Raw genomic sequence first — 16,255 nt, forward strand, 5'->3', positions numbered from 1 at the left:
GGCCTGCTGGCACGCGGAGGCCTTCGCCAGGCTGCACCCGCTCCGCGTGGCGGGGCTCGTTCTGGTGGCTCCCGCCTGCGCCAGAGATCGGCGGCCGCTCGGGCCGGCGAGGTCCGCGGGCCGGTGGCTGCCCGCCCTGGGCGGTACGTGGGGCGCGGCCACGCTGGCCCGCCTGGTCGGTCCTCCGGCGCACCGGCTGTTCGCGGGCTGCCCGGACCCGGCGGGCGTGTACAGCATGGGCAAGGTGCCGGCCGCCGTGGCGGGCGAGTGGCTGGCCCGCCGCGACATGGCCGCCGACCTGCACCGGCTCAGGACGGAGAAGCCGGTCCCCGGCGTGGCGGTCACGGTGATCAGCACGGGTGAGCGGGACGCCTGCCAGGAACGGCTCGCGCGGGACCTGGCGGCGGAGCTCGTACGCCTGCCCGCCGTCGGCCGTCAGGTGCCGCTCGAGGCCCCGGAGGCGATCGTGGACGCGGTCTCGGCCGTACGCTGAGGCGGGTGACGGCGTGCCGCGAGACCCACGGAATGGCGGAAAAGAGGCGCACGCGGCCGGGGCGGATCCGTCGCGGGCGCGCTCGTCCTCGACGCGGCCGTCACCTTCGTCGCCGTACGCGTCGGTGACCCGCGGGGCCGGACCGCCTCGTCAGCCTCCCGCCGATCTGATACGCAGTGAGGGACACGAACGCCGCCGGGAAGGACACCGCATGGACATCACCGTCGTCGGCGAGGGCTCCGTCCTGGCCGTGCCCGACATCCTGCGGCTGCACGCGGGCGTCGAGGTGCGCAGGGCGTCGGCGGCCGACGCCTTCGCCGCGGTCAGGGCCGCCGCCGCCCGGCTGGCCGAGGCCCTGAGCGGGGCGGGCATCGCCCCTGAGGACGTCCGCACGGCCGAGCTGTCCCTCGGGCCCGAGTACGAGTCCTACCCGAAGGTCGCCGCCTACCGAGGGGCGCGGGGCGTGGAGGTCGTCGTACGCGACCTGGCCCGCGCCGACGGCGTCATCGACACCGTGGCGGAGGTCGGCGAAGAGGCCCGGCTCAACGGCGTGGTGTTCGAGGTGTCGAGTCCGGCCGCGGCGCTGCGCGAGGCCCGCGTGCTGGCCTTCCGCGACGCCGCCGCCAAGGCCGCCCAGTACGCCGAGCTGGCCGGCCGCCCGCTGGGCCGGGTCGTGTCCGTGAGCGAGGAGACCGGGAACGGCCCGCAGCCGCTCACGATGGCCGCCGCGGAGAGCGGCGCCTCCATCAGCGCCGGCCGCCAGACCCTCTCGGTGAGGGTCCGGGTCGGCTACGACTTCGCCTAGCCCGAGACCCGCCCGGGGCCTCGGGCGGCGGGTCAGGGGAGTGCCAGCATGCGGTCGAGCGCGACCCTGGCCCAGTGGGCGGTGTCGTCGTCCACGGTGATCCGGTTGACGACCGGGGTGTTCTCCGGAGCGAGCACCAGCGACTCCAGAGCCCACACCAGGTGGGGCAGGTCGATCCGGTTCATCGTCGAGCAGTAGCAGACCGTGCGGTCCAGGAACGAGACGTTCTTGCCGGGGAACCTCTGGGCCAGGCGCTTGACCAGGTTGAGCTCCGTGCCGATGGCCCAGCTGGAGCCCGCCGGCGCCGCCTCCAGCGTCCTGATGATGTGCTCGGTCGAGCCCACGTGGTCGGCCTTGAGCACCACCTCGTGGCGGCACTCGGGGTGCACGAGCACGTTGACGCCGGGGATGCGCGCGCGTACGTCGTCGACCGACTCCGCCGTGAAGCGGCCGTGCACCGAGCAGTGGCCCCGCCACAGGATCATCCGCGCCCGCTCCAGCTGCTCCCGTGTCAGCCCGCCGCCGGGGCGGTGCGGGTTCCACACCACGCAGTCGTCCAGCGACATGCCCATCTCCAGGACGGCCGTGTTGCGGCCCAGGTGCTGGTCGGGCAGGAACAACACCTTGCCGCCCTGCTCGAACGCCCAGTCGAGGGCGCGGCGGGCGTTGGAGGAGGTGCAGACCGCGCCCCCGTTCCTGCCGCAGAACGCCTTGATGTCGGCGCTGGAGTTCATGTACGTGACCGGGAGCACCTCACCGGCCAGCCCGGCGTCCTCCAAGGCGTCCCAGCACTCCTCGACCTGGTCGAACGTGGCCATGTCGGCCATCGAGCAGCCGGCCGCCAGGTCCGGCAGGATCACCTTCTGGGTGTCGCCGGTCAGGATGTCGGCGGACTCGGCCATGAAGTGCACGCCGCAGAAGACGATGTACTCAGCCTCGGGCCGGGCCGCCGCCTGCTGGGCCAGCTTGAAGGAGTCGCCCGTCACGTCGGCGAACTGGATGACCTCGTCGCGCTGGTAGTGGTGGCCGAGCACGAACAGGCGGTCGCCGAGCGCCTGCTTCGCCTTGCGCGCACGTTCCACGAGGCCGGGGTCGGAGGCGGGCGGCAGCTCGCCGGGACACTCGACCCCCTTCTCGCTGTGCGGATCGGCGTCCCTGCCGAGGACGAAAAGCGGCAGTCCAGTCTGGGTGGCCATGGCCGTACCCCCTTATCGTCGAATTGACGATACCCATCATGGCACACGGACGAACGCGAGCAGTCGGGGGAGGTGGCCCCGGGAATGTGTGGCATCCCCGAGGTGTTGGTAGCGTCATCAGTAGGACGTCGTAAACAGACAGCCGGGTTAGGGAGTCAGCAGATGACGGTTGAGAGCAGCGAGACCACGGCACAGGGCCTGATCCTGACCGACGCGGCCGCGGCCAAGGTCAAGAGCCTGCTCGAGCAGCAGGGCGAGGAGGGCCTGCAGCTGCGGGTCGCCGTGCAGCCGGGCGGCTGTTCCGGCCTGCGCTACCAGCTCTTCTTCGACGACCGGTCCATGGACGGCGACGTGGTCTCCGACTTCGGCGGCGTCAGTGTGGTCACCGACCGGATGAGCGCCCCCTACCTGATGGGCGCCTCGATCGACTTCGTCGACACCATCGAGAAGCAGGGCTTCACCATCGACAACCCCAACGCCACGGGCTCCTGCGCCTGCGGCGACTCGTTCAACTAGAACGACGGGCGAGTGGTCGCCGGGTCCCGCGCGCCTTTGTGCCCGCGGGACCTTCGCGTATTCTCGTTGGGCCCACTGGCCTGCCGACAACGAGGAAGAAGAACCCCGTGCGCATCGCCGTAACCGGCTCCATCGCGACAGACCACCTGATGACCTTCCCGGGAAGCTTCGGCGATCAGTTGATCGCCGAGCAACTCGACCGGGTGTCCCTCTCGTTCCTGGTCGATGACCTACAGATCCGTCGCGGTGGCTGCGCCGCGAACATCGCCTTCGGGATGGGTTGTCTGGGCCTGACCCCCATCCTGGTGGGCGCCGTCGGCAACGACTTCGCCGACTACCGTTCGTGGCTGGAGCGCCACGGCGTCGACTGCGGATCCGTGCACGTCTCGGAGACCCAGCACACCGCCCGTTTCCTGTGCACGACCGACGAGCACCACAACCAGATCGCCTCCTTCTACACGGGAGCCATGGCCGAGGCCCGGCTGATCGAACTGCAGCCGGTCGCCGCCCGCGTCGGCGGCCTCGACCTGGTGCTCATCAGCCCCAACGACCCCGACGCGATGCTGCGCCACACCGAGGAGTGCCGCCAGCGCGGCATCGGCTTCGCCGCCGACATCTCCCAGCAGCTGGCGCGGATGGAGGACGGGCAGATCCGCGCCCTCGTCGACGGCGCCGCCTACCTGTTCTCCAACGACTACGAAAAGGGGCTCATCGAGCAGAAGACCGGCTGGTCCGACGCCGAGATCCTCGACCGCGTCGGCGTCCGGATCACCACGCTCGGCCCCAAGGGCGCCGTCATCGACCGCAAGGGCGAGCCGTCGCTCATGGTCGCCCCCGCTCCCGAGCGGGGCAAGGCCGACCCCACCGGCGTCGGCGACGCCTTCCGCGCGGGCTTCCTCGCCGGTCTGGCCTGGGACCTGCCGCTGGAGCGCTGCGGCCAGATCGGCAACCTGACCGCCACCCACGTGCTGGAGCGCGTCGGCGGCCAGGAATACGAGCTCGGCCAGCAGGTCTTCCTCGAGCGGTTCGGCGCCGCCTACGGCGCCGAGGCCGCCGTGGAGGTCGCCGAGCACATCCGCTGCTACCACCCCTGAGCGGCGCCGGCCGTCCCGCCACCCGGAGGGACGGCCCGGCACGGGACGGTCAGTAGTTGCGCCGGACGTGGATCGCCCAGCCACCCTCGGGCAGCTCGTACGACCCGACGTGGCGGTGTGACTTCAGCCTGCACCAGGCCGGCACGTCGGTGTAGGCGGCCGGGTCGTCGGCCAGCACCGCCACCACCGCGTTGAGCGGCACGTGGTTGATCTGCGCGGCCAGCATGATGATCGGGATCGGGCACTTCTTCCCGAGCGCGTCGATCGTCAAAGCCGGCTGGGTAACCTCGGTCATGCGACTCCTGCGTCCTGCCGGATGCGGCGCACCACCTCGGGCAGCGCGGCGAGGAATCGATCGACCTCGACCGCGGAAGCGCCCCTGGGCAGCGACACCCGGACATTCCCATGCGTCAGCACGCCCATCGCTTCGAGAACGTGCGATGGACGAAGCGTACTAGCGGTGCACGAGCTTCCCGACGACACGGCGAAGCCGGCCTTGTCCAGCTCGGTCAGCAGCGCCTCACCCTCGACGTACAGGCACGAGAAGGTCACGATGTGCGGCGCCCGCTCGTCGGGGTCGCCGATCACCTCCACGTCCGGGACGATCTTCGGCACCGTCTCCCTGATCTTGCCGACGAGCTCGGCCAGCCGCGCCTGCTCCTGCGACGCCTCCGCGGCCATCGCGCGCAGCGCGGCCGCCGCGGCCACGATGCCGGGCACGTTCTCGAAGCCTGGCACCCGCCGCCGCTCCCGCTCGTCCTCCGGCAGGAACGAGCGGAACCGCGTGCCCTTGCGCACCACCAGCACGCCCACCCCCGCCGGGCCGCCCCACTTGTGGGCGCTGGCCGCCAGCACCGACCAGCCGGACGGGACCGGCATGCGGCCGGCCGTCTGCGCCGCGTCGACCAGCAGGGGCACCCCGTTGGCGCGGCACGCCGCGGCCGCCTCCGCCACCGGCTGCAGGGTGCCGACCTCGTGGTTGGCCGTCTGCAGGCAGGCCAGCGCCGTGCCGGGACGTGCCACCGCCTCGGCGAAGCGGTCGAGGTCGACCCGGCCGGTCAGGTCGACGCCGACGGTCTCCACCGTGCCGCCGTCGCGTTCGTGCACGCCGCCGGCGTGCAGCACGCTGGAGTGCTCGACCGCCGTGGTCACCAGATGGCGCCCGACCCTGCGCCTGCCGTGTAGGGTGCCGAGCACGCCGAGATGCACGGCCTGGGTGCCCGAGGAGGTGAACGACACCTCGTCGGGGCGCGCGCCGAGCGCTTCGGCCACCTCCGTACGCGCCTGTTCGAGCAGCAGACGCGCGCGGCGGGCCTGGCCGTAGAGTCTCGCGGGATCGGCCCAGCCGACGTCGATCGCCGCCAGCAGCGCCTCGCGTGCCTGGGGGTGCAGCGGCTCACTCGAGGCCGCGTCGAAATACGCCACGAGACTCATCGTCCCACTTCCGGCGCCATGGAGGGGTCGCGCGGTGGGGCAAGGCCCCTGCACGCTAATGTGTCTGCTTGTCAGTCTGTGCAGGAATCAGAAACAGCAATACACGCCCAGGGGAAAGACTCTTGGGCTACATCTGTGGGGTAGGCGATCCGTGAGTCCGACTCGCCGTACGACGCGGCGTTCGTTGGCCCGGCGCAGGGTGCCACGCGCCGCCGCTTTGGCGTTGCTGCTGGCCACTGCTACGGCGTGTGCTAATGACGTCCCCGAGGCCGACTGGTCTCGCGGCCTTCTTCCCGGTCACATCACCGAAGAGGGCAATGTGATCCAGAGCCTGTGGAACGGGGCCTGGATCGCCGCGCTCGCCACGGGTGCCGTCGTCATTGTCCTGATCGTGTGGGCCTCCATGTTCCACCGCAAGCGCAGGGCGAAGGCCGAGCTCCCGCCGCAGGTCCGCTACAACCTGCCGATCGAGATGCTCTACACCTTGATCCCGCTCGTCATGGTCTCGGTGTTCTTCTTCTTCACCGCACGTGACAGCGAGCGCCTCGCGCAGGTCACCGGCAACGCGCCGGTGAAGGTCAAGGTCGAGGCGTACCAATGGAGCTGGCGCTTCACCACCACCGTCAACGGCAAGACGCTGCCGCCGGTCTCCGGCGTGCCGGTGAGCGAGTACACCAAGGGCCCCCAGCTGGTCCTGCCGACGAAGACCAAGGTCGAGTTCGACCTGCAGAGCGACGACGTCATCCATTCCTTCTGGGTGCCGGAGTTCCTGTTCAAGCGGGACGTCATCCCCGGGATCCCCGAGAACAACCCGGGTCGCAAGTTCGAGATCACGACGCTCGACCGGACCGGCGTGTTCGCCGGCCGCTGCGCCGAACTGTGCGGTGTCGACCACAGCCGGATGCTCTTCTCGGTGAAGCTCGTTCCGCAGGCTGAGTTCGACCAGTACATCGCGACCCAACAGGCTGGGAGTGCCCAGTGACCGCCATCCAAGAACCGATCAGGACGCCGATCAAGCCCGTCGCCAAGGGCCAGATCATCGCCAAGTGGCTGTCCTCCACCGATCACAAGATCATCGGACACCTCTACCTGATCTCGTCGTTCGCCTTCTTCCTCATCGGCGGCGTCATGGCGCTGGTCATGCGGGCCGAGCTGGCGCAGCCCGGCCTGCAGTTCACCAGCAACGAGCAGTTCAACCAGCTGTTCACCATGCACGGCACGATCATGCTGCTCATGTTCGCGACGCCGCTGTTCGCCGGCTTCGCCAACGAGCTGATGCCGCTGCAGATCGGCGCGCCCGACGTGGCGTTCCCCCGCCTCAACATGGTGAGCTACTGGCTCTACCTGTTCGGCAGCATCATCGCGGTCTCGGGCTTCTTCACCCCGGGAGGCGCGGCGGCCTTCGGCTGGTTCGCCTACACGCCGCTGTCCAACGCGATCAACTCGCCCGGCGTCGGCGGTGACCTGTGGCTCATGGGCCTGGCCCTGTCGGGTCTGGGCACCATCCTCGGCTCGGTCAACTTCATCACCACCATCATCTGCATGCGCGCGCCCGGCATGACCATGTTCCGCATGCCGATCTTCACCTGGAACGTCCTGCTGACCAGCATGCTCGTGCTGATGGCGTTCCCCGTGCTGGCCGCCGCGCTGCTCGCGCTTGAGGCCGACCGCAAGTTCGGCACCCACATCTTCGACTCGGAGTTCGGCGGAGCGCTGCTCTGGCAACACCTGTTCTGGTTCTTCGGCCATCCCGAGGTGTACATCATCGCGTTGCCGTTCTTCGGCATCGTGACGGAGGTCCTGCCGGTCTTCAGCCGCAAGCCGATCTTCGGTTACATCAGCCTCGTGGCCGCGACGATCTCCATCGCCGGCCTGTCCATCACGGTCTGGGCGCACCACATGTTCCCGACCGGGCAGGTGTTGCTGCCGTTCTTCTCGTTCATGACGTTCCTCATCGCGGTGCCGACCGGGGTGAAGTTCTTCAACTGGATCGGCACGATGTGGCGAGGGCATCTGACGTTCGAGTCGCCGATGTTGTTCTCGGTCGGGTTCCTGGTGACGTTCCTGCTGGGCGGCCTGACGGGCGTCATCCTGGCCTCGCCGCCGCTCGACTTCCACATCAGCGACACCTACTTCGTCGTCGCGCACTTCCACTACGTGGTGTTCGGCACGGTGGTGTTCGCGATGTTCGCCGGGTTCTTCTTCTGGTGGCCCAAGTTCACCGGCAAGATGCTCGACGACAAACTGGGCAAGCTGCAGTTCTGGCTGCTGTTCATCGGCTTCCACACCACGTTCCTCATCCAGCACTGGCTGGGCGTGGTGGGCTTCCCGCGCCGTTACGCCGACTACAGCGCGGCCGACGGCTTCACCGACCTCAACATGATCTCGTCGGTGGGCGCGTTCATCCTGGGCGCCTCGACGCTGCCGTTCTTCTACAACGTCTGGAAGACCTGGCGCACCGCGCCCAAGGTCACCGTCGACGACCCCTGGGGCTACGGCGGTTCGCTCGAATGGGCGACCTCCTGCCCGCCGCCGCGGCACAACTTCACCTCGATGCCGCGCATCCGGTCCGAGCGTCCCGCGTTCGACCTGCACTATCCGCACGTGTCCGCCAAGTCCGCCCAGGAGGTCGAGGCCTGATGAAGGTCCAGGGTTGGCTGTTCCTGTTGTGCGGCGTGTTCTTCGCCGGCGTCGACATCGCCTACTGGTTCTGGACCAAGGCGGCGATGGGCAGGGGCGAGCCGGTCGGCACCACGGCCATGGCCATCTCGGTCGGGTTCGCGTTCATGGTCGGCTACTACCTGATGTTCACCGCGCGGCGCATCGGCGCCCAGCCGGAGGACAGCAAGCAGGCCGAGATCAGCGACGGCGCGGGGGAGATCGGCTTCTTCAGCCCGAGCAGCTGGTGGCCGCTCTTCCTCTGCCTGGCGGCGGCCTTCGCCTTCGCCGGGTTCGTGATCGGCCTCTGGATGTTCCTGATCGGCGTGTTCCTCGTCATCATGGCCATGATCGGGTTCGTGTTCCAGTACTACCGGGGCAACTTCTCGCACTGAGCCACACCTGAAGCGGGCGCCCTCCCCTGGGGAGGACGCCCGTTTTTTGGCGTTCTTTGCCGATATCCGGATGTGGTCATTCGATCACGCAGGGTACTAATGAGAAATCTGCTTCGTGGACTGCCTCTATGGCCCTAACCAGGTACGGGGCACCCGGCGAGCGGATTTCTCACCTAGTAAGGCAACGGAGCGGGACAAGGGAGTCACTCGTGGGGTGCGTAGCGTATGGATCGGCCGGCCTGCTGGCCTTGGCGCTGCTCACGGCGTGCTCGGCGGGCGGCGTGGATAGTGGCGCGGAGGACAAGCCCGGCGGGGTCGCGATGGCGGGCGCAGGAGCGCGAGCGGGCTCTGTGACGTTCTCTCCGGCCGACAAGGCGGCCGAGGTGCCCACGGACCAGCCCGTCGTGGTTTCGGCCCAGGGCGGCACGCTCAGGAGCGTGCGCGTCGAGGGCGACAAGTCCGGTTCGCTGGACGGCGTCCTGAGCGGCGACCGTACCCGGTGGCGCAGCACGGTCACCGCCAGGCCGGACGTGACGTACACGATCACCGCCGTCTCGGTGGACGCCGCGGGTAAGCAGAGCCAGGCGAAAAGCACGTTCAAGACGGTCAAGAGCAACAAGACGTTCGACATCAAGACGATCACGCCCAACAAGGACTACACCGGGCTGACCGTCGGCGTCGGCATGCCCATCATGATCGAGTTCGACCAGCCGGTCGCGGACCGCGTGTCCGTCGAGCGCAACCTGACCGTCCGCAGCTCCAAGCCGGTGGAGGGCGCCTGGCACTGGTTCGACGACACCCACGTGGACTTCCGCCCGCGCAAGTACTGGCCCGCGCACACGAAGGTGCGGGTGGACGCCAAGCTGGCAGGCGTGCGCGGCGGACCCGGCATGTACGGCAAGCGCGACGTACGCCTCAACTTCAAGATCGGCCGTGAGCAGATCACCAAGGGCAGCACCAACAGCCACGTGCTCACCGTCAGGCGGAACGGCAAGAAGATCCGGACGATGCCGATGAGCGCCGGCCAGGGTGGCCAGTGGAAGTACTACACGACCTCGGGCATCCACCTGGCCATGTCGCGCGAGCCCGTGACGATCATGACCTCGCCGGGGATCGGGCCCGGCTCCCCGGGTTACTACCGGTTGACCGTCTACAACACGGTCCGCATCTCCAACAGCGGCGAGTACGTGCACAGCGCGCCCTGGTCGGTGGGGTCGCAGGGCCACGCGAACGTCAGCCACGGATGCGTGAACATCAGCCCGGCCAACGCCGCGTGGTTCATCAAGAACACGCTGATCGGCGACCCCATCATCATCACGGGATCGCCGCGGAAGCTGGAGCCCTTGAACGGGTGGGGGCACTGGCAGGAGAGCTGGAAACAGTGGCTCAAGTGGAGCTCGATCAAGTCGGGCCCCACCGTCAACCTGCCGTAGCCGGCCACCGTGCGGCGACCGCCGGACCGGGTCACGCCACCCGGTCCGGCGGTTTCCGCCGCCGGTGCCCGGGTCAGGCCCGCTCGCCTCAGGCGGGCTCGCAGGCGCTGCTGACCTTCACCCAGCGGTCGAGGGTGGCCGCGGCGGCCCCCGAGTCGACCGCCTGCGCCGCGCGGGCGTAGCCGTCGATCATCACCGAGTCGAGGTCGTCGCCCGGCCCGTCGAGTGCCACCAGGGCCGCGGCCGCGTTGAGCAGCACGGCGTCGCGCACCGGGCCGGTCTTGCCGCGCACCAGGTCGTGCACCGCCCGGGCGTTGAAGGCCACGTCGCCGCCGCGCAGCGCGCCCACGTCGGCGCGCGGGATGCCGAGCACGGACGGGTCGAAGCTCGCCTGCGTCGCGGTGCCGTCTTTGACCACCCAGACCGTGGAGGTGCCGGCGATGGTCAGCTCGTCGAGCCCGTCGTCGCCGCGGAACACCAGGGCGGAGACGCCGCGCTCGGCGAAGACGCCGGCCAGCACGGGCAGCATCGCCGGGTCGAAGACGCCGATGGCCTGGGCGGTGGGACGGGCCGGGTTGGTGAGCGGCCCCAGGAAGTTGAAGACCGTGGGGACGCCGATCTCCTTGCGGGTGGGCCCGGCGAAGCGCAGCGCGGGGTGGTAGACCGGGGCGAAGCAGAAGGCGATGCCCGCCTCGCGTGCCACCAGCGCCGTCTGCTCGGGCGTCAGGTCGAGCCGGATGCCCAGGTGCTCCAGGACGTCGGCGGCGCCGCACGAGGACGACGCGGCACGGTTGCCGTGCTTGACGACCCTGGCGCCCGCGGCGGCGGCCACGATGGCGGCCATCGTCGAGACGTTGACGGTGTGGGCGCGGTCGCCGCCCGTGCCGACGACGTCGACCACGGGGCCCTCGACGCTCAGCGGCGTGGCCAGGTCCAGCATCGTGCGGGCCAGGCCGACCACCTCCGCCACCGTCTCGCCCTTGGCGCGCAGCGCGACCGCGAAGCCGGCGATCTGCGCGGACGTCGCGCTGCCGGACATGATCTCCCGCATCGCCCAGGCCGTCTCGTCGGAGGTGAGGTGCTCGCCTGACAGGAGAGCGGAAAGCAGGGCGGGCCAGGTCGTCCGGGAGTCCATGGGCACCTACTTGGCGTTGAGTCGGGTGGCGGAGCGGCGGCGCATGAGGTCGGCGACGGTGTCGGCCAGCACCATGGGCTCCAGGGGCTGCGGCACGACGGCGTCGGCCTTGGACCAGTCGGCCAGCCAGCGGTCGTCGCGCCTGGCGATGATCAGGCAGATGGGCGGGCAGTCGTAGACCTCGTCCTTCGCCTGCCGGGAGACGCCCATGCCGCCCGCGGGCTGCGTCTCGCCGTCGAGGACGGCCACGTCGATCTCGCCGGAGCCCAGCCACTGGTGGACCTTGGGCTCGGTGGCGCACTCCACGATCTCGACGAAAGGCACGTCGGCCGCGGGGCGCCTGCCGATGGCCGCGCTCACCTCGGCCCTGGTGGTGGCGTCGTCGCTGTAGACGAGGACCCTCATCGTGTCGTCGGTGCTCCCAGTGGACATCGCTGTCGCGCTCACTATCGTGTCGTAGCAGTATGGTCACCTGGGATCGTACCGGTGCGACGGTGTGCAATCCCAGGCCGCCCGGGCGCGTGCCGCGCATGGTGGGCGGTTTGAGGTTGGTTTGCCCCAATTATCCCAGGTTGGTGTGTGGTTCCTACCCCCTAACGGGGGGTCGTGCGCCGGACCGACCACCGGAGCCGCAATAATGCTGCCCGTGGCGACAGCATCCGCAATAACTTCGACGACGGCAGCCCAGCCGTACCGCAGACCCAATCTGGTCAGCGTCGGTACGATCGTCTGGCTGTCCTCTGAGCTCATGTTCTTCGCGGCGCTGTTCGCGATGTACTTCACCATCCGGTCGGTGAGCGAGGGGAGGGGCCTGGCGTGGAATCCGCTCATGGTCCCCAACCCCGAGCACGACTTGAACATCCCGTTCGCGACGGTCAACACGATCATCCTGGTGCTGTCGAGTGTGACGTGCCAGCTCGGCGTGTGGGCCGCGGAGAAGGGCCAGGTCGGCAAGCTCCGTTTCTGGTACATCGTCAGCTTCCTCATGGGCGCGGTCTTCATCGCGGGGCAGCTGTACGAGTACGGCGAGCTGGCGTCGGACGGCGCGACCCTGTCCGCCAACGCCTACACCTCGGTGTTCTACCTGACGACGGGCTTCCACGGCCTGCACGTGACCGGTGGCCTGATCGCGTTCCTGTTCATGCTGGGACGCACGTACGCCGCGAAGCGCTTCACGCATGAGCAGGCCACCAGCGCGATCGTCGTGTCCTACTACTGGCACTTCGTCGACGTCGTCTGGATCGGTCTTTTCGCGACCATCTACATCATTCGTTAAGGAACGGGACTTCTGTGACTAGGATCACCGCTTGGCGGCGGCATCCCCTAGCGAGATACGCCGTCCTGATTTTGGCGTTGGCGCTGGTCGGGATGGCATACGCCGCTTTTGTCCAGGCGGGTAAGCCTGCCGACGCGGCGTTGGCGGCAGGCAAGGTCGACGATGTGGCCGAGGGCAAGAGCCTGTTCGTGGCGCACTGCGCGAGCTGCCACGGCACCAACGCGGAGGGCACCGAGACGGCGCCCACGCTCATCGGCGTCGGGGCCGCGGCCGTCGACTTCCAGATGAGCACGGGCCGCATGCCCGCCGCCAACCCTGGGCCCCAGGCGCCCCGCAAGCCGCAGCCGGAGTGGGTCACCCCGGAGAAGATCAAGCAGATCTCCGCCTACGTGCAGTCGCTCGGCGGCGGCCCGCAGGTGCCGGGCGCCGAGCAGGTCGACCCGAAGCTCGGCGACGCGGGCAAGGGCGGTGAGCTGTTCCGCGCCAACTGCATCCAGTGCCACAACTGGGCCGGCGCGGGCGGCGCCCTGACGCAGGGCAAACACGCTCCCAACCTCAACGAGGCGACGCCCACGCAGATCTACGAGGCGATGGTCACCGGCCCGCAGGCGATGCCGGTCTTCAACGACACGACGATCACGCCGGAAGAGAAGCGCAGCATGATCGCCTACATCACGCAGGTGCGCGCGCAGAAGGACCCGGGAGGCTTCGCCCTCGGGCGGATCGGCCCGGTCACCGAGGGGCTCGTGGCGTGGATCGTGGGTCTCAGCGTCCTCGCACTGGCCGCCATCTGGATCACCGCGAAGAAGCGACAGAAGTCATGACAGACAACGAGCACGAGATCGAGCAGCCGGACGAACGTGTTCCCAAGCGCGTCATCGGCACCCCCGCGCCGGGCACCTCGATGCTCGGCGCCACCGAGCAGCCGCAGGAGGTCGAGCACGAGGTCCCCGGCGTCACGCTGCAGGACGAGGCCAAGGCCCGCAAGGCCGAGAAGATCGTGGCCCTGTGCTTCATGGTCACGTTCCTGGCGGCGATCGGGTTCATCGTCTCCTACGTGGTGTTCCAGGTCGGCGGGCCAGAGGCGACCGGGGTGTCCAACCTCGCGCTGGGCAGCACCCTGACCGTGGCGATCCTGGGGCTGGCGATCGGCATCGTGATCTGGGTCCGCCAGATCATGCCGAAATACTCCCTGATCCAGGAGCGCCACGAGATGGCCTCCGCCGCCCCCGACCGCGACGTCGTGGCCGGCACGTTCATCCAAGGCGCCAACGAGAGCGGCTTCGTCAAGCGCAAGCTGCTGCGCCGCACCCTGCTGCTGGCGGCCGCGCCGCTCGGGCTGGTGCCGCTGGTGCTGCTGCGTGACCTCGACAACAGCAAGATGCCCGGCGCCAAGTTCAACCAGACCCTGCGCCACACCGTCTGGGGCGAGAAGAACAAGGAGGGCAAGCCGCTCAGGCTCGTCGTCGAGGGCACCGGTCAGCCGATCCGCGCCGCCGACTTCAACTCGCCCGGCGGCATCCTGTCGGTCGTCCCCGAGGGCTACGAGCACGACCTCAACGCCCTCGCCAAGGCGACGCTGATCCTGATCAAGTTCCGCCCGGAAGAGATCAGGAGCGGCACCCGCCAGAACTGGACGCACGACGGCATCGTGGCCTATTCCAAGATCTGCACCCACGTGGGCTGCCCCGCGGCGCTCTACGAGCAGAACACCCACCACATCCTGTGCCCCTGCCACCAGTCGACGTTCGACGCCGCGGACGGTGCCAAGGTCATCTTCGGTCCCGCGGCCCGGCCGCTGCCGCAGTTGCCGATCACCGTCGACGCCGAGGGCTACCTCATCGCCCAGCACGACTTCGAGGTGCCCGTCGGCCCCAGCTACTGGGAGCGTGGCGACGCCGAGGCCGCTGTCAGGGAAGGAGGCCAGGCATGAGCGACGAGCTCTCGAATGTCCCCAAGGCCGTCGCCGGCCCGTCGACGTTCCTCGACGACCGCATCGGCGGCGCCAACTTCCTCAAGCGCAACCTGCGCAAGATCTTCCCCGACCACTGGTCGTTCCTGCTGGGTGAGATCGCCCTCTACTCGTTCATCATCCTGCTGCTGACCGGTACGTTCCTGACCTTCTGGTACAAGCCCAGCATGATGGAGATCGCCTACGACGGCTCGTACGCGCCGCTCAAGGGCGTCATGATGTCCGAGGCCTACGCGTCGTCGCTGGAGATCAGCTTCGACGTCCGGGGCGGTCTGCTCATCCGGCAGATGCACCATTGGGCGGCCCTGCTGTTCGTGGCGGGCATGATGGTCCACATGCTCCGGGTGTTCTTCACCGGCGCCTACCGCAAGCCGCGTGAGCTCAACTGGATCATCGGCGTGCTGCTGCTGACGCTGGCGCTGGCCGAGGGCCTGACCGGCTACTCCCTCCCCGACGACCTGCTCTCCGGCGCCGGTCTGCGGATCACCGAGGGTGTGGCGATCTCGCTGCCGCTGGTCGGCACGTACCTCACCTTCTTCTTGTTCGGCGGGGAATATCCGGGCGAGGATGTCATCGCCCGGTTCTACTCGCTGCATATCCTGCTCATCCCGGGCATCCTGCTGGCGTTGATCTCGGCCCACATGGTGCTCATGTGGGTGCAGAAGCACACCCAGATGCCCGGCAAGGGCCGCGACAACAAGAACGTGGTGGGCGCGCCGTTCTACCCGGCCTTCATGGCCAAGGCGGGCGCGTACTTCCTGTTCACGCTGGCCGTGGTCGCGGGCATGGCGACGTTCGCCCAGATCAACCCGATCTGGTTGTTCGGCCCCTACACGCCCGCCGACGTGTCGGCAGGTTCGCAGCCCGACTTCTACATGGGCTTCCTCGAGGGCGCGCTGCGCATCATGCCCGCCTGGGAGATCAACCTCTTCGGCACGTCCCATGCGGGCACGCTGCCGTTGAGCGTCATCATCCCGGCGCTGGTGCCGATGGGCATCATCATGACCGGTCTGGCGCTCTACCCGTTCCTCGAACGCTGGGTGACGGGCGACAACCGCGAGCACCACATCGCCGACCGGCCGCGCAACAACCCGCACCGCACCTCGATCGGCATGTCGGCCATCGCGTTCTACGGGGTCCTCTGGCTGCTCGGAGCCAACGACGAGATCTCGGCGTTCTTCCACGTGAGCCTCAACTGGACGACCTACGCGGGGCGGGTGCTGATCTTCGTGGCGCCGGCGCTGGCGTACATGATCACTTATCGCATGTGCCTCGGCCTGCAGCGCTCCGACCAGGCGGTCATCTCGCACGGCGTGGAGTCCGGCGTGATCAAGCGGCTGCCGCACGGTGAGTTCATCGAGGTCCACACGACCCCGGCGGACGACATCGAGGCGCACATCCGCGGTAAGGAGCCGGTGCTCATGCTCCCGGTCGCGCCCGACCCCTCGGGCATCCCGCCGAAGGGCATGCGCGGGCCCATCGGCAAGCTGCGCGCGCGCATGTCCAAGACGTACGGCGGGGAGAAGATCCCGCTGGACGACGGGCACGGGCACGGGCACGAGCACGAGGAGGAGCGCACGGCCGTCGGTTCCGCCGACGACGACCGCAGTCTCACGCGCTGACATCGCACGCCGAAGGGCCCGGACGAGCATCCTTCGTCCGGGCCCTTCGGCGTCCTCGGCCCCCTTTCGGTCTCGCCCGCCGGAAGTGAGGCCGGCGACATGGCGTCAGAGAGGCGGAGCGGCGGGGCAAAGAGGGCCCGGAGGTGACCCGGAGGTGACCCGGAGGTGACCCGGAGGTGACAAGGCCGGGGCGTGCAGGCTCTAAGGGAAGGGGCTCTAAGGGAAG

16 protein-coding genes and 1 pseudogene are annotated in these 16,255 nt (G+C 69.0%); 12 read left to right on the forward strand and 5 right to left on the reverse strand.

Annotated elements, in window-relative coordinates; all coding sequences use genetic code 11:
- Window positions 1-493: pseudogene (locus tag E1267_RS44930) on the forward strand (hypothetical protein); the annotation flags it as partial.
- A 211-nt stretch (window positions 494-704) separates the two neighbouring features.
- On the forward strand, window positions 705-1,298 hold the full coding sequence (locus E1267_RS35930) for an SIMPL domain-containing protein (protein ID WP_132339455.1): 594 nt from the start codon (window positions 705-707) through the stop codon (window positions 1,296-1,298).
- Between the two features lie 32 nt (window positions 1,299-1,330).
- Here the strand turns inward: E1267_RS35930 and nadA are convergent, their stop codons facing one another.
- On the reverse strand, window positions 1,331-2,494 hold the full coding sequence (gene nadA / locus E1267_RS35935; protein ID WP_132339457.1) for a quinolinate synthase NadA: 1,164 nt from the start codon (window positions 2,492-2,494) through the stop codon (window positions 1,331-1,333).
- A gap of 162 nt (window positions 2,495-2,656) precedes the next feature.
- On the opposite strand from nadA, the gene erpA reads away from it, so the two are divergent.
- On the forward strand, window positions 2,657-3,010 hold the full coding sequence (gene erpA, locus E1267_RS35940) for an iron-sulfur cluster insertion protein ErpA (protein WP_043638338.1): 354 nt from the start codon (window positions 2,657-2,659) through the stop codon (window positions 3,008-3,010).
- Window positions 3,011-3,117: 107 nt separating this feature from the next.
- A complete protein-coding gene (locus E1267_RS35945) occupies window positions 3,118-4,104 on the forward strand; it encodes a carbohydrate kinase family protein (RefSeq protein ID WP_132339459.1) in 987 nt (328 codons plus the stop codon).
- A gap of 49 nt (window positions 4,105-4,153) precedes the next feature.
- Here E1267_RS35945 and E1267_RS35950 read toward each other — a convergent pair whose 3' ends face one another.
- The gene (locus E1267_RS35950) at window positions 4,154-4,399 is read right to left on the reverse strand and encodes a sulfurtransferase TusA family protein (RefSeq protein ID WP_132339461.1); all 246 of its coding nucleotides are present in this window, start codon (window positions 4,397-4,399) and stop codon (window positions 4,154-4,156) included.
- A complete protein-coding gene (locus tag E1267_RS35955; RefSeq protein ID WP_165959989.1) occupies window positions 4,396-5,538 on the reverse strand; it encodes a cysteine desulfurase family protein in 1,143 nt (380 codons plus the stop codon). Before E1267_RS35955 ends, E1267_RS35950 begins: the two co-directional genes overlap by 4 nt.
- A 199-nt stretch (window positions 5,539-5,737) precedes the next feature.
- On the opposite strand from E1267_RS35955, the gene ctaC reads away from it, so the two are divergent.
- The 4 genes from ctaC (at window position 5,738) to E1267_RS35975 (ending at window position 10,024) form a co-directional block, all read left to right on the forward strand.
- Entirely contained in the window at window positions 5,738-6,520 is a 783-nt protein-coding gene (gene ctaC, locus E1267_RS35960; protein WP_484213947.1) for an aa3-type cytochrome oxidase subunit II, read from the forward strand.
- Complete coding sequence (ctaD, locus tag E1267_RS35965; RefSeq protein WP_132339465.1) at window positions 6,517-8,178, forward strand: aa3-type cytochrome oxidase subunit I; 1,662 nt, start codon at window positions 6,517-6,519, stop codon at window positions 8,176-8,178. The genes ctaC and ctaD overlap by 4 nt, the downstream gene beginning before the upstream one ends.
- A complete protein-coding gene (locus E1267_RS35970; RefSeq protein WP_132339467.1) occupies window positions 8,178-8,591 on the forward strand; it encodes a cytochrome c oxidase subunit 4 in 414 nt (137 codons plus the stop codon). Before ctaD ends, E1267_RS35970 begins: the two co-directional genes overlap by 1 nt.
- A 209-nt stretch (window positions 8,592-8,800) precedes the next feature.
- The gene (locus tag E1267_RS35975; RefSeq protein ID WP_132339469.1) at window positions 8,801-10,024 is read left to right on the forward strand and encodes a L,D-transpeptidase; all 1,224 of its coding nucleotides are present in this window, start codon (window positions 8,801-8,803) and stop codon (window positions 10,022-10,024) included.
- An 88-nt stretch (window positions 10,025-10,112) separates the two neighbouring features.
- Here the strand turns inward: E1267_RS35975 and trpD are convergent, their stop codons facing one another.
- Window positions 10,113-11,159 (reverse strand): anthranilate phosphoribosyltransferase, encoded by a 1,047-nt coding sequence (trpD, locus tag E1267_RS35980; protein WP_132339471.1) that lies wholly within the window; start codon window positions 11,157-11,159, stop codon window positions 10,113-10,115.
- A 6-nt stretch (window positions 11,160-11,165) separates the two neighbouring features.
- Entirely contained in the window at window positions 11,166-11,591 is a 426-nt protein-coding gene (locus tag E1267_RS35985; RefSeq protein WP_132339483.1) for a hypothetical protein, read from the reverse strand.
- Between the two features lie 205 nt (window positions 11,592-11,796).
- Here E1267_RS35985 and ctaE point away from each other — a divergent pair, with 205 nt between their 5' ends.
- Genes ctaE through qcrB form a run of 4 tightly spaced genes read left to right on the forward strand, consistent with a single transcriptional unit; the run spans window position 11,797 to window position 16,029 of the window.
- Window positions 11,797-12,435, forward strand: coding sequence for an aa3-type cytochrome oxidase subunit III (ctaE, locus tag E1267_RS35990; RefSeq protein ID WP_132339473.1), 639 nt, complete (start codon window positions 11,797-11,799; stop codon window positions 12,433-12,435).
- 14 nt (window positions 12,436-12,449) lie between these two features.
- Complete coding sequence (gene qcrC, locus E1267_RS35995) at window positions 12,450-13,259, forward strand: cytochrome bc1 complex diheme cytochrome c subunit (RefSeq protein ID WP_181957891.1); 810 nt, start codon at window positions 12,450-12,452, stop codon at window positions 13,257-13,259.
- Window positions 13,256-14,368 (forward strand): cytochrome bc1 complex Rieske iron-sulfur subunit, encoded by a 1,113-nt coding sequence (qcrA, locus tag E1267_RS36000; RefSeq protein WP_132339477.1) that lies wholly within the window; start codon window positions 13,256-13,258, stop codon window positions 14,366-14,368. Before qcrC ends, qcrA begins: the two co-directional genes overlap by 4 nt.
- On the forward strand, window positions 14,365-16,029 hold the full coding sequence (gene qcrB, locus E1267_RS36005; protein WP_132339479.1) for a cytochrome bc1 complex cytochrome b subunit: 1,665 nt from the start codon (window positions 14,365-14,367) through the stop codon (window positions 16,027-16,029). Before qcrA ends, qcrB begins: the two co-directional genes overlap by 4 nt.
- Window positions 16,030-16,255 lie beyond the last annotated feature (226 nt).

The sequence above is a fragment of the Nonomuraea longispora genome, assembly GCF_004348345.1.
In the GTDB taxonomy this organism is placed as follows: Bacteria; Actinomycetota; Actinomycetes; order Streptosporangiales; family Streptosporangiaceae; genus Nonomuraea; species Nonomuraea longispora.

Excerpts from the sequence above, each read along its gene's own strand:
- E1267_RS35930 (WP_132339455.1), top strand. The coding sequence starts at position 705 with ATGGACATCACCGTCGTCGGCGAGGGCTCCGTCCTGGCCGTGCCCGAC.
- nadA (WP_132339457.1), bottom strand. The coding sequence starts at position 2,494 with ATGGCCACCCAGACTGGACTGCCGCTTTTCGTCCTCGGCAGGGACGCC.
- erpA (WP_043638338.1), top strand. The coding sequence starts at position 2,657 with ATGACGGTTGAGAGCAGCGAGACCACGGCACAGGGCCTGATCCTGACC.
- E1267_RS35950 (WP_132339461.1), bottom strand. The coding sequence starts at position 4,399 with ATGACCGAGGTTACCCAGCCGGCTTTGACGATCGACGCGCTCGGGAAG.
- E1267_RS35955 (WP_165959989.1), bottom strand. The coding sequence starts at position 5,538 with ATGAGTCTCGTGGCGTATTTCGACGCGGCCTCGAGTGAGCCGCTGCAC.
- E1267_RS35970 (WP_132339467.1), top strand. The coding sequence starts at position 8,178 with ATGAAGGTCCAGGGTTGGCTGTTCCTGTTGTGCGGCGTGTTCTTCGCC.
- trpD (WP_132339471.1), bottom strand. The coding sequence starts at position 11,159 with ATGGACTCCCGGACGACCTGGCCCGCCCTGCTTTCCGCTCTCCTGTCA.
- E1267_RS35985 (WP_132339483.1), bottom strand. The coding sequence starts at position 11,591 with ATGTCCACTGGGAGCACCGACGACACGATGAGGGTCCTCGTCTACAGC.
- ctaE (WP_132339473.1), top strand. The coding sequence starts at position 11,797 with ATGCTGCCCGTGGCGACAGCATCCGCAATAACTTCGACGACGGCAGCC.
- qcrA (WP_132339477.1), top strand. The coding sequence starts at position 13,256 with ATGACAGACAACGAGCACGAGATCGAGCAGCCGGACGAACGTGTTCCC.
- qcrB (WP_132339479.1), top strand. The coding sequence starts at position 14,365 with ATGAGCGACGAGCTCTCGAATGTCCCCAAGGCCGTCGCCGGCCCGTCG.